Source organism: Sphingomonas cannabina, assembly GCF_021391395.1.
Lineage (GTDB): Bacteria > Pseudomonadota > Alphaproteobacteria > Sphingomonadales > Sphingomonadaceae > Sphingomonas > Sphingomonas cannabina.
Genome location: NZ_CP090059.1, coordinates 3,915,908 through 3,930,542 on the forward strand (window position 1 = coordinate 3,915,908; position 14,635 = coordinate 3,930,542).

16 protein-coding genes, 1 tRNA gene and 1 pseudogene are annotated in these 14,635 nt (G+C 69.0%); 5 read left to right on the top strand and 13 right to left on the bottom strand.

Annotated features, from left to right (window positions below; translation table 11 throughout):
• Positions 1-34: 34 nt before the first annotated feature.
• The 4 genes from LZK98_RS18455 to LZK98_RS18470 form a co-directional block, all read right to left on the bottom strand.
• Positions 35-1,546, bottom strand: a complete 1,512-nt coding sequence (locus LZK98_RS18455; RefSeq protein ID WP_233783977.1) for a SulP family inorganic anion transporter — start codon at positions 1,544-1,546, stop codon at positions 35-37.
• The gene (locus LZK98_RS18460) at positions 1,543-2,241 is read right to left on the bottom strand and encodes a carbonic anhydrase (protein WP_233783978.1); all 699 of its coding nucleotides are present in this window, start codon (positions 2,239-2,241) and stop codon (positions 1,543-1,545) included. The genes LZK98_RS18455 and LZK98_RS18460 overlap by 4 nt, the downstream gene beginning before the upstream one ends.
• A 300-nt stretch (positions 2,242-2,541) precedes the next feature.
• Positions 2,542-3,858: an ATP-binding protein gene (locus LZK98_RS18465; protein WP_406693498.1), complete on the bottom strand. Its 1,317-nt coding sequence runs from the start codon at positions 3,856-3,858 to the stop codon at positions 2,542-2,544.
• On the bottom strand, positions 3,855-4,571 hold the full coding sequence (locus LZK98_RS18470; RefSeq protein WP_233783979.1) for a response regulator transcription factor: 717 nt from the start codon (positions 4,569-4,571) through the stop codon (positions 3,855-3,857). The genes LZK98_RS18465 and LZK98_RS18470 overlap by 4 nt, the downstream gene beginning before the upstream one ends.
• Before the next feature lie 161 nt (positions 4,572-4,732).
• On the opposite strand from LZK98_RS18470, the gene LZK98_RS18475 reads away from it, so the two are divergent.
• Positions 4,733-4,969 (top strand): hypothetical protein, encoded by a 237-nt coding sequence (locus tag LZK98_RS18475; RefSeq protein ID WP_233783980.1) that lies wholly within the window; start codon positions 4,733-4,735, stop codon positions 4,967-4,969.
• A gap of 27 nt (positions 4,970-4,996) precedes the next feature.
• Here the strand turns inward: LZK98_RS18475 and LZK98_RS18480 are convergent, their stop codons facing one another.
• From LZK98_RS18480 to cpdR, 4 genes and pseudogenes are all read right to left on the bottom strand, one after another.
• Positions 4,997-5,767: an SDR family oxidoreductase gene (locus tag LZK98_RS18480; RefSeq protein WP_233786635.1), complete on the bottom strand. Its 771-nt coding sequence runs from the start codon at positions 5,765-5,767 to the stop codon at positions 4,997-4,999.
• Positions 5,744-6,052, bottom strand: a pseudogene (locus LZK98_RS18485) (antibiotic biosynthesis monooxygenase family protein); the annotation flags it as partial. The gene LZK98_RS18480 and the pseudogene LZK98_RS18485, both read right to left, overlap by 24 nt.
• 76 nt (positions 6,053-6,128) lie before the next feature.
• A tRNA-Val gene (locus tag LZK98_RS18490) sits at positions 6,129-6,203 on the bottom strand.
• A 55-nt stretch (positions 6,204-6,258) separates the two neighbouring features.
• A complete protein-coding gene (gene cpdR / locus LZK98_RS18495) occupies positions 6,259-6,636 on the bottom strand; it encodes a cell cycle two-component system response regulator CpdR (protein WP_233783981.1) in 378 nt (125 codons plus the stop codon).
• Positions 6,637-6,659: 23 nt separating this feature from the next.
• Between cpdR and LZK98_RS18500 the strand changes: the two genes are divergently transcribed.
• Positions 6,660-7,589 (top strand): N-formylglutamate amidohydrolase, encoded by a 930-nt coding sequence (locus LZK98_RS18500; protein ID WP_319937516.1) that lies wholly within the window; start codon positions 6,660-6,662, stop codon positions 7,587-7,589.
• Between the two features lie 162 nt (positions 7,590-7,751).
• On the opposite strand, the gene LZK98_RS18505 is transcribed toward LZK98_RS18500, so the two are convergent.
• Complete coding sequence (locus LZK98_RS18505; RefSeq protein ID WP_233783982.1) at positions 7,752-8,321, bottom strand: cytochrome b; 570 nt, start codon at positions 8,319-8,321, stop codon at positions 7,752-7,754.
• Between the two features lie 30 nt (positions 8,322-8,351).
• Entirely contained in the window at positions 8,352-9,803 is a 1,452-nt protein-coding gene (locus LZK98_RS18510; protein ID WP_233783983.1) for an FAD-binding oxidoreductase, read from the bottom strand.
• An 84-nt stretch (positions 9,804-9,887) separates the two neighbouring features.
• Between LZK98_RS18510 and LZK98_RS18515 the strand changes: the two genes are divergently transcribed.
• From LZK98_RS18515 to LZK98_RS18525, 3 genes are all read left to right on the top strand, one after another.
• Positions 9,888-10,373: a hypothetical protein gene (locus tag LZK98_RS18515; protein ID WP_233783984.1), complete on the top strand. Its 486-nt coding sequence runs from the start codon at positions 9,888-9,890 to the stop codon at positions 10,371-10,373.
• 79 nt (positions 10,374-10,452) lie between these two features.
• Positions 10,453-11,793, top strand: coding sequence for a DEAD/DEAH box helicase (locus LZK98_RS18520; RefSeq protein WP_233783985.1), 1,341 nt, complete (start codon positions 10,453-10,455; stop codon positions 11,791-11,793).
• Between the two features lie 15 nt (positions 11,794-11,808).
• Complete coding sequence (locus LZK98_RS18525) at positions 11,809-12,039, top strand: DUF1289 domain-containing protein (RefSeq protein WP_233783986.1); 231 nt, start codon at positions 11,809-11,811, stop codon at positions 12,037-12,039.
• A gap of 109 nt (positions 12,040-12,148) precedes the next feature.
• Here LZK98_RS18525 and LZK98_RS18530 read toward each other — a convergent pair whose 3' ends face one another.
• The 3 genes from LZK98_RS18530 to LZK98_RS18540 form a co-directional block, all read right to left on the bottom strand.
• The gene (locus LZK98_RS18530; protein WP_233783987.1) at positions 12,149-12,772 is read right to left on the bottom strand and encodes a glutathione S-transferase family protein; all 624 of its coding nucleotides are present in this window, start codon (positions 12,770-12,772) and stop codon (positions 12,149-12,151) included.
• Between the two features lie 17 nt (positions 12,773-12,789).
• Positions 12,790-13,662, bottom strand: coding sequence for a dienelactone hydrolase family protein (locus tag LZK98_RS18535; RefSeq protein WP_233783988.1), 873 nt, complete (start codon positions 13,660-13,662; stop codon positions 12,790-12,792).
• 128 nt (positions 13,663-13,790) lie between these two features.
• Complete coding sequence (locus LZK98_RS18540) at positions 13,791-14,456, bottom strand: DUF1013 domain-containing protein (RefSeq protein ID WP_233786637.1); 666 nt, start codon at positions 14,454-14,456, stop codon at positions 13,791-13,793.
• Between the last annotated feature and the right edge of the window lie 179 nt (positions 14,457-14,635).

Below are 14,635 nucleotides of genomic sequence, written 5' to 3' on the forward strand. Positions count from 1 at the left end.
AGATGTCGACCACTTCCCCAAATGTCGATCCGTCCTAAGCCGCCAGCCGCTCCGTCAGCTCGGGCGTGCCGGTGAGGTGCACCGGCGCCCCGGCCGCGCGGCGGCGGTTGACCCACTCGCGGATGATCTCCGCCGAGGTGTGGTCGACCGCCGCGAGGTCGCTGACGTCGAACCGCACCGGCCGGCCCTGCGGCACCGCGTCGAGCGTGCTGGTGAGCTTGGGCACCGCCAGGAACGAGGCCGTGCCCGCCAGCCGGATCGCGCTCTCCTCCTCGCCATGCTCGTGGTCGAGCTTGAGGCCGAGGCGACGCCAGTGCGGCAGCAGCTCGATCAGCGACAGGCCGATGCCGACCAGCACGCCGGTGAGTAGGTCCTCCGCCACCACCGTGACCAGCGTGATCGCCCAGATCGCCGCCGGCAGCATGCCGTAGTGCTTGAGCAGGTGCTTGGCATGGCCGAAATTGACCAGCCGCCAGCCGGTCACCACCAGCACTGCGCCGAGCGCCGCCATCGGGATCTCGCGCAGCAGCCACGGCAGCAGCGCGACGAAGCCGAGGATCCACACGCCGTGCAGCATCGTCGACAGCCTGGTCTGCGCGCCCGCCTGGACGTTGGCGGAGCTTCGCACGATCACGCCCGTCATCGGGAGCGCCCCGGCGAGGCCGCAGAGCAGGTTGCCCACACCCTGCGCGCGCAGTTCCTTGTTGTAGTTGGTCCGCACACCATCGTGCATCCGGTCGACCGCTGCCGCCGACAGCAGGGTCTCGGCGCTGGCGATGAACGCGATCGCGACCGCCGCGGCGAGCAGGCTCGGATCGAGCCAGCGCGCGAACATGTCCGGCCCCGGCAGCGTGATCGCGCCGGCGATCGATTCGGGCACGGTCACCCGCGCGACGCTGAGCCCGAAGCCCCAGGCGAGCAGCGTGCCCGCGACCACGCCCATCAACGCGCCGGGCACGAGCTTCATGCTGGCCGGACGGAGCTTCTCCCACCCCAGCATCACGGCGATGGTGACGAGCGCGATGATCGCGGCGAGCTCGGTCCCCTCCAGGCTGGTCGGCGACAGGCCGAGCAGGCGGCCCGGCATGGCGGCGAGGTTCTGGAGGCCGCTCGGCAGCGGCTTCTGGTCGAACAGCACGTGGAACTGGCCGGCGACGATCAGCACGCCGATGCCGGCGAGCATGCCATGCACCACCGCGGGCGAGACCGCGCGGAACCAGCCGCCGACGCGCAGCACGCCGGCGACGAACTGGATGATGCCGGCGAGCACCAGGATCGGCCCCAGCGCCGACAGCCCTTGGTCACGGACCAACTCGAAGATGATGACGGCAAGGCCTGCGGCGGGACCGCTCACCTGCAGCGGCGATCCGGCGAGCGCGCCGACGATGATGCCACCGATGATGCCGGTGATCAGGCCCTTCTCGGGCGGCACGCCGGACGCGATGGCGATGCCCATGCACAGCGGCATCGCCACCAGGAACACGACGATCGACGCCGTGAAGTCGCGCGTCACATTGCCGCGCGACAGGAGCGAGGCGATACTCATTCCGCCGCCTCCAGGACATAGGTGACGTCGCTCGCGGTACGCCGTGCCGCCGGCAGCGCGACCGGCAGCGGGCGATCGTCGCGCATCGGCACGAACCGGCCGGTCTCGCCGTCGAGGCCGAGCATCACGCCGGCATGGATATCGGCGAACCAGCCGTGCAGCGCGATCTCGCCGCGAGCGATGCCGGCGGCGACCGACGGATGGGTCCTGAGGTGCGCGAGCTGGACGACGACGTTCTCCAGGCTGGCGGCACGCACCGCCTCGCCGTTCTCGAGCTCGGGATAGCCCTGGCGAACGACGCTCTCGGCGGCATGGCTGTGGCGCAGCCAGGCGGCGACGTTGGGCATGCCTTTCAGCATCTCGGGATTGATCAGCGCTTTCATCGCGCCGCAGTCCGAATGGCCGCAGACGATGATGTCGCGCACGCCGAGCGCCGCCACCGCATATTCGACGGTCGAGGACACGCCGCCGTTCTGGGTGGCGAAGGGCGGCACGATGTTGCCGGCGTTGCGGCACACGAAGATGTCGCCAGGCTGCGCCTGCATGAGATGCTCGGGCGCCACGCGGCTGTCGGCGCAGGAGATCATCAGCGCCTTAGGGCTCTGCCCCTGCGTCGCGAGCTTCGAATAGAGGTCGCCCTGGCTCGGGAACACCCGCTTCTCGAAGTCGAAGACACGTCCGATCAGTTCGTTCACGGTGCACACTCCTCGATCAACAGAGCCGAGGAGGTAAGGTCCGTCTCTTGCCGCAGCGCAGCAGTTTCGTAAGAAATTATTGCCGCCGGCGACGTGCGCCGCCGAAGCGCTTCAGCGGCGCGGTGAACGGCCTGCGGAGATTGCGGCCTTTCAATCCTCCCCCGCCAGGGGGAGGTGGCATCGCGCAGCGATGACGGAGGGGGAGGAGGCACCCCGATAGCGGCTCGCAGTCCTCCCCCTCCGTCAGCCTGCGGCTGACACCTCCCCCGCCCCTGGCGGGGGGCGGATTGAAGGTCGATGCTACCGCCGCGGCAGGACGATCTCGGCGGTCAGCCCGCCCTCGGGCCGATTGGTGAGGGAGAAAGCGCCGCCCTCGGCGTCCACCGCGCGCACTACGATCGGCAGGCCGAGCCCGAAGCCGGAGGTATCGCGCGAGCGCGCACGGTCGAGGCGCACGAACGGCTGGAGCACCCGCTGGCGCGCCTCCTCCGGGATGCCGGGGCCGTCGTCGTCGACACGGACCGCCACCTCATGCCCGCGATCGACCAGCGACACGCGCGCATTGCCGCCATAGTGGAGCGCGTTCTCGAGCAGGTTGACGATCGCACGCTTGATCCCGAGCGGGCGCAGGGTGAGCTCGCAATGATCCGGGCCGGCGTAGGTCGCCGGCCGCCCCTGGTCCGCGGCGTCGCTGACGATCGTCGAGCACATCACGGCGAGATCGGTCGAGACCGCCGGCTCGCTGTCCCCGTCCCCGCCCAGATAGGCGAGCAGCGAGGACACCATGTCCTCCATCTCGGCGACGTCCTGCTCGATCGCCTCGCGCAGCCCGTCGTCCCTGACCGCGTCGGCGCGCAGGCGCAGGCGCGAGAGCGGCGTGCGGAAATCGTGGCCGACCGCGGCGAGCGCCTCGGTGCGGTCCTGGATCAGGCGGTGGATGCGATCCTGCATCTCATTGAAGGCGACGATGACCCGCCGCACCTCGCCGGGACCCGCTTCCGGCACGCGCTCGACCTCCTCGCCGTGACCGACCTGATCGGCGACCTCGGCCAGGCGGCGCAGCGGCCGCAGCACCTGCCGCACCAGCAGCCCGCCGATCACGATCAGCGCGATCGCAGGGGTGAGCGCGAGCAGCACCCGCCCGACCGCGAAATCGATCTGGTGGAGCGGCTCCAGCGTCTGGAAATAGAGCCAGGTCCCGTCGTCGAGCCGCAGCGTGCCGCTGATATAGGCGTTGCGCCCCGGCGAGGTCAGCCGGATGCGCAGGTCGCGCCGCGCCAGGTCCGGCTCCCACGCGATGATCTGCTTGTGCATCCGGTCGAGCCTGGGCGCGACCCTGGGCGTCGGCGGCAGATGATCCTTCCATCGGACGAGATAGCGCGAGGTGGTGAGCTCGCCCGCCAGCCCGCTGCGATGCTCGGCCGGCTGCTCCTCGAGCAGCTTGCGCGCGATGACGAGATGCTCGGCGAGCCGGTTGGCCTCGTCGTCGCGGATCGAGTAGCGGCTGGCGCGCTCGTAGAGGAAGGTGGTCGCGCCATATTCGACCAGCAGCGCCAGCAACAGGATCGCGAAGATGCGCCCGATGATGCCGAGCGGCAGGCGGGGAATGACCTTCAACGGCGCTCCACGGGGACGTTGAGCATGTAGCCGATCCCGCGCACGGTGATGATCGGCGCCGCCTTGCCCGCGCCCGAGAGCTTGCGGCGCAGGCGGCTGACCAGCACGTCGACGCTGCGGTCCGAGCTGTCGCCGAGCCGGGTGCGCGACAGCTCGATCAGCCGCTCGCGCGCGATCACGCGCTGGGCGTTGTCGCACAGCGCGACGAGCAGGTCGAACTCGGCGCCGGTCAGCTCGACGATCGCGCCGGTCGGCGAATGGAGCTCGCGCCGCGGCAGGTGGATCGTCCAGCCGTCGAAATGGAGCTCGCCCCGGTCGCGCTTGGCCGTGTCGCCGGTGCCGTTGCCCGACTGGCGCCGTAGCACTGCGCGCACCCGCGCGACCAGCTCGCGCGTGCCGAACGGCTTGGCGAGATAGTCGTCGGCGCCGAGCTCCAGCCCGACGACGCGGTCGGTCTCGCTGCCCTTGGCCGAGACGAAGATGATCGGCACGTCGCTGTCGCGGCGGATCGCGCGGCACAGGTCGATGCCGCTGGTGCCCGGCAGCATGATGTCGAGCAGCACGAGGTCGACCGGCCCTGCCTCGAACGCGCGCCACATCTCCGGCGCGGAGGCGGCGGGGCGGACGGTATAGCCGTTCTCCTGCAGCGCGCGCGCGGTGAGGGTGCGGAGCGGCGGATCGTCTTCGACGAGGAGGATGGTCGGTGCAGTCATGTCAATCCGAGCGCCGGGAGGTATGGTGGGCCGCCCCGTCCGTCAACGGCGGTGCCGCGATGCAGCAAGCCAGCAACATTTCTTCACAATAGCGCCAAGGGCAGGAAAATCGACCTCCCTAGCTCCGGTCGACAAACCCTTTCGTCGCAAGGAGCTTTCCCATGACCATTCTCGCCACCGCCGGCGCAGCGCTGACGGCGCTCGTCGCCCTCCCCGCCGCCGATGCACCGCGCCACCCGCATCTCGGCGCCGCGATCAAGGCCGGCTGCCACGTCCAGCAGGTCCACACGCCCGCAGGCAAGCCGGTCCAGTCCAACCCGATCGTGCGCTGTCCGGCGAAGGCCACGGCCCAGATCGCTTCGGCCGACGAAGCGAAGGCGCGTCGCACCGGCCAATAACCGCGCGGACGGCGGAAGTCCCGGCATTCAGAAGTGCGCGAGATAGCCGCCGTCCACTGCGATCACCTCGCCGGTAATGTAGGACGCCTGGGCTGAAGCCAGGAAGACGACCACGCCCGCGATCTCGCACGGGCTGCCCCAGCGGCCGAGCGACGTCCGGCGCCCGAGATATTCGGTGATCGCCGCATCATCCACCATCGGCTGATTGGCCTCGGTCGCGAAATAGCCCGGCGCCACGGCGTTGACAGTGATCCCGCGCGGACCCAGCTCGGCCGCGAGCGCGCGGGTGAGCGCGGCAAGCCCGCCCTTGGCCGCGGTATAGCCGGCGTCGCCCGCACGGGCGACCGGGCCGGCGATCGAGGTGACGTTGATGATCCGGCCGCCGGCGGTCATCTGCGGCGCCAGCAGCCGGACAAGATCGAACGGCGCGACGAGATTGGTCTCGAGCAGGTTGCGTAAAGCGGCACGGTCCAGGCTCTCGATCGGGCCGCGATCCCGGCTGCCGGCATTGTTGACCAATATGTCGATACGCCCGTGGCGCTCCACCAGCGCCTTCACCCCTGCGGCCAGGCCCGCCTCATCGTCGAGATCGGCCGCGAAGATTGCGGCGCCCGCTATCCCGTCCGCCGCCGCTTCCAGCCCGGCTCGGTCACGCCCGTGCAGGATCACCCGCGCTCCGGCCTGCGCGAGTCCCCGGGCGATCTCCAGGCCCAACCCGCGGCCGGCGCCGGTCACGAGCGCCAGCCGCCCGTCGAGTCGAAAGGGCGCCGTCGGCAGCAGGTCGTCGGTGACGGTCATGGTGAACACCGGGGCGTTGCCGGCAGGTGTCTCGGCGACGGCGTCGACGAAGGCGGCGCGGGTCTCGGGCTCGTCGTAGACCATTTTCTGCTCGAAGGCGGCGCGCCAGGTCGCCTCGTCCGGCCATTCGGCATAGCCGACGAAACGCCCGTCCGATGTCCGGTGCAGGCGCGAGCCATAGCTGCCGTAGCGCTCTCGGATCAGCTCCGTGCCGCGCCGCCAGGCGCTCCGGAACTGCTCTTCCTTGCCGGGATGGACCCGCCACCAATAGACAGCGACGAACATGTCCAAGCTATAGGCGCGCCATACCGGCGCGCCACAACGAAAAAGCCCGCCAAGTCAGACTTGGCGGGCTTTTTGATGGTGGGCGTGGCAAGGATTGAACTTGCGACCCCTGCGATGTCAACACAGTGCTCTACCACTGAGCTACACGCCCGAGAGGCGCGGCCTTTAGCGGGCGCTATGCGCCCGCGCAAGCCGCTTTCCTTCGATTAAATCGATCCGCTCGCGTTTCCCACCTCGAACATGCGGTCGACCTCCAGCACCAGGTCGCGCAGGTGGAAGGGTTTGGACAGCACGCGCGCCTGCGGCATCGTCTTGCCTGCCTTCAGCGTCACTGCCGCGAAACCGGTGATGAACATGACGCGCGTGTCCGGTGCGATGTCAGCCGCCTTCTGCGCGAGCTCGATGCCGTCCATCTCCGGCATGACGATGTCGGTGAGCAACAGGTCGAACCGCTCGCTCTCGAGCAGCGGAAGCGCCGCGGTGCCGCGGTCCACGGCCGACACCTGATAGCCGGACCTCTCCAGCGCGCGCGTCAGATACTCGCGCATCACCGTATCGTCCTCGGCCAGAAGAATCCTGATCATCACACGCTCCCGAAGCTCCTTTTATGAGCCCAGGGCTTAAGATTTTCCAGCCGTTCCACACGGCGTTGCAGGTTGGCAGCAGGACAGATACCGTTGCCGACGTGAGTCCGATCGACATTCCGCCGTTCGAGCGCCTCGGTCCCGTAGAGCCGGTGAGCCCGGTGGTGCTGTCGGTGCCGCACGGCGGGCGCGACTATCCGCCGGTGCTGCAGGAGGCGCTGCGCGTGCCGCTCGCTTCGCTGATCCCTCTCGAGGATCGCTATATCGATCGGCTGACGGAGGCTGCGCTGGGCGTGGAGACCGCCTTCATCGCCAGGCGCGCGCGGGCCTGGATCGATCTCAACCGCGGCGAGCAGGACCGCGACCCTCGGCTCGACGACGGCGCCTCGACGATGACGATGCCGTTCGTCTCCGCCAAGGTGAAGGGCGGACTCGGCCTGGTGCCGCGGCGGGTGAGCGGCGCGGGCGAACTGTGGCTCAGGCGGCTGTCGGGCGAGGAGGTCGTCGCGCGGATCGTCGCCGATCACCGGCCCTACCATGCGGCGCTGGCGGCGGCGCTGCAGTCCGCAAGGGCGCGATTCGGCACGACGGTGCTGCTCGATATCCATTCGATGCCGCCAATCGCCGCCCCGTCCGCTGCACGGGTGGTGATCGGCGATCGCTTCGGGCGCACGGCCGGGTCGCGATTCGTCCATCGCATCGAAGGGGTGGTGCGCGATGCAGGCTATGCAGTCGCGCTCAACGCTCCCTATCCCGGCGGCCACATCCTCGATCGCCATGGCGCACCGGCACGCGGCGTGCATGCGATCCAGGTCGAAATCGACCGGTCGAGCTATCTCGACGCCAAGCTGCGCGAACCCGGCCCCGGCTTCGGCGCGACCGCCAGACTGCTGCGCGAGATCATCGACGCGCTGGCCGACGAGATCGCCCCCGCCGCCATCGCCGCGGAATAAAAAAACCGCCTCGGGACAAGCCCGAGGCGGCCAAGGTTCAGGGAGGAGACACGCCCGCAGGCGTGCCGTACGACCTCGCGAAAGGGGGGACACGAAGCCGTACAACACGGATATAGGCAAACGGTTACACGCCTTCAAGGCACTGATTTGTATCTTTGTGTGTCAGCCTTCGCGCGGTCGCAATATGGGTAGCATGCGCACGAGGGTCACGTCGCGCCGGACGAGGTGATGGCGCAGCGCCGCGGCGACGTGGAGCAGCACCAGCGCGGTCATCAGATAGCCCAGGATCTCATGCGCCTCATGGCCGAAATCCGCCATGCCCGGCGATACCGGCAGATATGGAATGGCGAACAGGAAGAACCAGGTGAGCGGCCGCGGCGGGTTGCCGTCGTGACCGATCGACGACATCGCCCAGCCGGTCAGCGGCATCGCGATCATCAGGAAATAGAGCGTCCAGTGCACGACGAGCGCGAAGCGGTGCTCCCACGGCGCGATGTTGGTGGCACGCGTCGGCGGCAGGTGCATCAGCCGCCAGGCGAGCCGGCCGAGGCTCAGCACCAGCACGGTGATGCCGGCCGCCTTGTGCAGGGGCATCAGCTGCCACTCGCGCGGCAGGCCGTCGTGGAACAGCCCGACGGCCAGGTTGAACAGCACGAGCAGCGCGATCGTCCAGTGAAAGGCGATCGCGACGGTGGAATAGCGGTCGTCACGGACAAATGGCCCCAGTGCCATGATGCTCCCCTCTTGCGGAACGGATCGCCGTTATGATGCGCCCGAAGTCGGCGGCGCAAGGCGCACCAGCTTGCCGGGATTGAACAGACCGGCCGGATCGAACGCGACCTTGATCGCCCGGAGCGCCGAAAGGCGTGCCGGCGGCCCCAGCCGTTCGAGCTCGGCCAGCTTCATCTGGCCGATGCCATGCTCCGCCGAAATCGATCCGCCCGCGGCGACGACATGGTCGTGGACGAGACGGGTAATCGCCGGCGCCTGCTCGGCATACCAGGTGGCCGCGTCGGCACCCGCGGGGGCGTGGACATGGAAATGGACGTTGCCGTCGCCCAGATGGCCGAAGCCGTTCGCCGTGGTGCCGGGAAATGCCGCCTCGATCGCGCGGGCGTCGGTCGTCAGGAAATCGGGCATCCGCTCGACTGGCACCGAGATGTCGTGCGCGAGCTGGGGGCCGTGCGCCCGCTCGGCCTCCGAGATCGAATGGCGGATGCGCCAGAAGGCCTCCGCCTGCGCCTCGCTCGCAGCGATCGTTGCATCATCGACCAGCCCTTCATTCAATGCCCTGGCGAGCAGGCGTTCGAGCAGCACCGCCGGCGGTTCGCGGTCGAGATTACCCGCCACCGCCTCGATCAGCACATGCCAGGCGTGCTTGCCGGCGAGCGGTGAGCGGGTGTCGGGGACATGGCCGAGCACGACCGCCAGCGTCTCGCCCGGGATGATCTCGAAGCTCTCGATCGCATCGCTCTCCGCCTCCATCAGGCGGAGCAGGCGGAGCGCCGCATGCGGCGTGGCGACGGCGGCCCAGGCCACGGCGCGCGCGGCGATCGCAGGCGCCAGCCGCAGCGTCGCGGCGGTGATCACGCCGATCGTGCCTTCGGAACCGATCAGCAGCTGGTCGAGGTCGTAGCCGCGATTGTCCTTCTTGAGTGCCGCCAGCCCATCATGGACCGAGCCGTCGGGCAGCACCGCCTCCAGCCCGGCGATCAGGCTCCGCATCGTCCCCCAGCGCAGCACCTGCGTGCCGCCGGCATTGGTCGAGGCGAGCCCGCCGATCGTCGCCGACCCGCGGCTGCCCAGCGTCAGCGGAAAGCGCCGCCCCACGGCCTCGGTGGCGGCATGGAGGTCAGCCAGGATCACCCCCGCCTCGGCGACGGCGAGATTGGCGTCCGGATCGACGCTCCGCACCCGGTTCATCCGCCGCAGCGACAGGATCAGCGCCGATCCGTCGGCCGGCGGGGTCGCGCCGCCGACCATCGACGTGTTCCCCCCCTGCGGCACCAGCGGCACCCGTGCTTCGCGCGCCGCCTCGACCACCGCGACGACCTCCGCCGTCGAGGCGGGCGCCAGCAGCGCCGGCGCGACGCCACGGTAGCGGCCGCGCCAGTCCGTCAGCCACGGCGCGATGTCGACGGGATCGGTGACCGCGATCCTCGCCCCGAAGCGGGATCGCAGCGCTTCGACGAGCTGGGCTTGCACTGGCGTCATGGCGTGGCCGCCGCTAGCATGGCGTGCCTCGGCCGCCAATTCATGCAGGGTTCAATCGCAGGATTCCATATTTTCGCCGACATCATGCCAGACGTTCGCCTTCCGCTGCTCCTGCTCACCACGCTTGCCGTCCCCGGAGCCGCCGGTGGCGAGCAGCGTCGTCAGATGCAGTCCGAGCGGGAGACGATCACCGAGGTGACGATCCAGCAGCGGCTGATCATCCGCATCCCGCGGCTGCCAGTCGGGCGCGCATCGATCGCTGCCGCCCCGCCCGCCGCCCCGCTGCCGCCGATCCGCTGGGTCGAGCGCAAGACTGACAAATGCGTGCCGGTGGAAACGCTCGCGGGCGCGACGATAGCGGGGACCGACCGGGTCGACCTGCTGCTGCTCAACGGCAAGCGGCTGCGCGCGCGCTTCGGCGACGATTGCCCGGCGCTCGATTTCTACTCCGGCCTCTATGTGCGCATGAATCCCGACGGGAAGGTCTGCGCCAGCCGCGATTCGATCCGCTCGCGGGCCGGCGGCGAGTGCCGGATCGAGTCATTCAGCGCGCTCGTCCCAAGCCGATAGCTTGACAATCGCCGATAAATCCGCGAGCGCGCGAAGCTGATCGAGGCGCGGCCCTCGCGCCCCTTTCCGGACATCGTTCATGAGCTTCGCCGATCTCGGCCTTTCAGACGAATTGCTGCGCGCGGTGACGGAGTCCGGCTACACCGAGCCGACTCCGATCCAGGCGAGCGCCATCCCCAGCGTGCTGATGATGCGCGACCTGATCGGCATCGCCCAGACCGGCACCGGCAAGACCGCCAGCTTCGTGCTGCCGATGATCGACATCCTGGCGCAGGGTAGGTCTCGCGCGCGGATGCCGCGCTCGCTGATCCTCGAGCCGACGCGCGAGCTCGCCGCGCAGGTGGCCGAGAATTTCGAGAAATACGGCAAGTACCACAAGCTCTCGATGGCGTTGCTGATCGGCGGCGTGTCGATGGGCGACCAGGTGAAGGCGCTGGAGAAGGGCGTCGACGTGCTGATCGCGACGCCGGGGCGGCTGATGGACCTGTTCGGGCGCGGCAACATCCTGCTGACCGGCTGCGACCTGCTGGTGATCGACGAGGCCGACCGGATGCTCGACATGGGGTTCATCCCCGACATCGAGGAAATCTGCACCAAGCTGCCCAAGACCCGGCAGACCTTGCTGTTCTCGGCGACGATGCCGCCGCCGATCAAGAAGCTGGCCGACAAGTTCCTGTCGAACCCCAAGACGATCGAGGTCGCGCGGCCGGCGACGACCAACACCAACATCACGCAGAAGCTGGTCCAGACCACGACGATGAAGAAGCGCGACACGCTGCGCGCGCTCATCGACCGCGACAATGTTTCGACCGCGATCGTCTTCTGCAACCGCAAGACCACGGTGCGCGAGCTCAACAAGAGCCTGAAGCGTCACGGCTACCGCTCCGGCGAGATCCACGGCGACATGGAGCAGCCGCAGCGCCTGGCCGAGCTCGAGCTGTTCAAGCGCGGCGAGATCAACATCCTCGTCGCCTCCGACGTCGCCGCGCGCGGGCTCGACATCAAGGGGGTCAGCCACGTCTTCAACTTCGACGCGCCCTGGCATCCCGACGACTATGTCCACCGCATCGGCCGCACCGGCCGCGCGGGCGCGACCGGCACCGCCTATACGCTGGTGACGTCCGAGGACGCCGAGAACATCGAGAACATCGAGAAGCTCACCGGCCAGACCATCCCGCGCGAGACGGTCGAAACCGAAGACCGCGAGAAACCCAAGCGGGTCCGGCGCGGCGAGAAGGCAGCCGGCGAGGCTGAGGCGCCGCGTGAGCGCAAACCGCGGCGCGAGGCAGAGCCTACCGCTCCGGCGCGCGAGGCGAAGCGGCCGCGCCGCGACGACCGCCGCCAGAGCCGCGACGACGGGCCGGACGAGGGCTGGAACGGTCCGGTGCCGGCGTTCCTCGAGGTCAAGCTCGGGGCGTAGCTCGCCCCGCGATCAATGGACGACGATCTCTTCGAATATTCCGAGCCGGCAAGGGTGCAGAGCCCCTGCATCAACGTCTGCGTGCTCGATCCCGCCACCGGCTGGTGCCTCGGCTGCGGACGCAGCGGAGACGAGGTGGAGGAATGGTCCAGCATCACCGACGCGCGGCGGCAGGCGATCCTCGACCGGCTGCCCGCGCGGCTCGAGGCGCTGCGGAACGGCTCCCGTCCCACCCGTTCGCCCTGAGCTTGTCGAAGGGCTGTCCTTTCTTTCTCCGGCGTTTGAAGAAGAAGGACAGCCCTTCGACAAGCTCAGGGCGAACGGGATTTGCGTGTCACATGCGAACCCAAGCGCGTCAGGCCGGCTCGTTCATCAGCGCATCGTCGAGCTCGTTGGCGCGGATCGCCGCCGGGCGCGCCGCCGCCCGATTGACGAAGGCCATGAACGCATCACGCTTGGGGATCGTCCCGAACGCCGTGCCCCAGGAGAGATGCGCGCCGACATAGAGGTCGGCCGCGCTGAAGCGATCGCCGGTCAGCCAGCGCTCGCCGAGGCCGCTCACCGCGCTCTCCAACGTGTCGATCGTGCGCTCGTAGCAGCCGAAGCCGAACATCCGCTGCTGCTGCTCGCTCGGCTCCCAGCCGGCGGCGCGGCTGCTCACCGCCTGCTCGACCGGGCCGGCGGCAAAGAACAGCCAGCGGTAATAATCGGCGCGATCGTCGGTCGGCGGCGCCATGCCCGCGTCGGGAAAGACATCGGCGAGATGGGCGCAGATCGCGGCGCATTCGGTCACCGTCCGCCCCTTGTGGACGATCGAGGGGACCTTGGCCATCGGGTTGACCGCGCGATACTCGTCGCCCCTCAACCCGCGCTCGAAATCGAGCACCTTGGTCTCGTAATCGGCGCCGACTTCCTCCAGCATCCAGCGGATGATCCGCCCGCGCGACTGCGGGTTGGTGTAGAAGATCAGATCGCTCATCGTCCTCTCCTCGATCGTCACAAGGCCTTTTCGAACAGCGCCAGCAGCCGCGCCCAGGCCTTTTCCGCCTGCGCCTGGTTGTAGACCCGGCTGTCGGGCGGGCACCAGCCGTGCATCGCGCCGGCATAGACCTCGATCTCGGCCGGGACCTTGGCGGCGGCGAAGGCCTCGCGCAGCTTGTCCTTGTCGGTCGGCGAGCGCTGGTCGTCGTTTTCCGCGATCGCAAACAGATAGCTGCCCTTGAGTCGAGGGGCGAGCAGATGGGGGCTGTCGGGCGCATCGGTGACGAGCGCCGCGCCGTGGAAGGACGCGCCCGCCTGCACCCGGTTCGAAACCGCGGCGGCGGTGCGGAGCACCATCGGACCGCCCATGCAATAGCCGGTGCTGCCCAGGCCGCGCTTGGTGTCGACCTGCGGCTGCGCATCGAGGAAGGCGGTGAAGGCCTTGCCGTCACTGACGACGGCATCCGGAGTCAGCTTGGCGCGCCAGGGCCCCATCCGCTCGCGCACCGCCGGCTGGTCGAAGGATTCGCCGGGGCTGAAGATCGGCGCCTTGGTCGAACGGTAGAATTGGTTGACCGTCAGCACGGCATAGCCCGACTGCGCGAGCCGGTCCGCCATCTGCCGGAAAGCGGGGCGCAGACCCATGATGTCGGGCCACACCAGCACGCCGGGATGCTTGCCTCCGGTCGGCGCGACGAAATAGGCGTCGGCCTTGCCGTCCGGAGTGTCGATGGTGACGTCGCGGCCGGCGACCTCCTTGGCGTCGGCGGGGGACGACAGCAGCGCGGCTAGACCAGCGGCGCCCGCCATCACCCCGAAACGGCGACGGGTGAGCGCATCGCTCGCCAGCAGGCGGTCGTTGTCTTCGGCGGTCAGCTCGTCACACATCCGCAGGCTCCTTTCCGCTCGGCCAGTGAATCGGCGGCCGTCGTTGCGGGAGCTTATCGTTCCGGACGGGTCAGGTCACGTGCTGCGCTTAGCCCCTCCCCTTCACGGGAGGGGCTCAGGAGAAAGCTTTACTGCTTGAACAGAGTCTCGGCAGTATGCTCGACGGGCGCCTCTTCGCCATCGCCCGCGGCGATCTCGGCATCGCGGGTCGCCTGGTCGCGCTCGGCGCGGAGCTGCTCGATCAGCGCCTCGCGATCGCCGGCCAGCCGCTCGTCGGTCGGCGCCTCGAGGCCTGCCGCCTTCGCCGCCTTAGCGACCAGCGCGTCGAGCTCGCGCTGCGAGCACAGGCCCAGCGTCACCGGGTCCTTGGGCACGATGTTGGCGATGTTCCAATGCGTGCGGTCACGGATCGCAGCGATGGTGTTGCGGGTGGTGCCGATCAGCTTGCCGATCGCGCCGTCCGAGATCTCCGGGTGGTTGCGGATGATCCAGGCGATGCCGTCGGGCTTGTCCTGGCGCTTCGATACCGGCGTGTAGCGCGGGCCCTTGGTGCGGCGGACCTGCTCCGGCCCCTTCTGCATCTTGAGGCGATAGTCGGGATCGGCTTGCCCCTTCTCGATCTCCTCCATCGTGAGCTCGTGCGCGCGCACCGGATCGCGGCCGGTGAGCTTGGTCGCAGCGGTGTCGTCGGCGATCGCCTGCACCTCCAGGATATGGAGGCCGCAGAAGTCGGCGATCTGCTCGAACGAGAGCGAGGTGTTGTCGACCAGCCAGGAAGCGGTCGCATGCGGCATCAGCGGCTGGGCCACGAAAAAATCCTCCGGAAACAATAAGGGCCGCCCCTCGCGGAGCGGCCGTGTCGTGACATGCGACTTAATCCGCATGGGCCGCGATGGCAAGCGCAGGCCTCCCGCACGGGCCGAGTTCCTGGCCGACAGACGACATCGTTTGACGGAAATGTTCGCCCGAGATA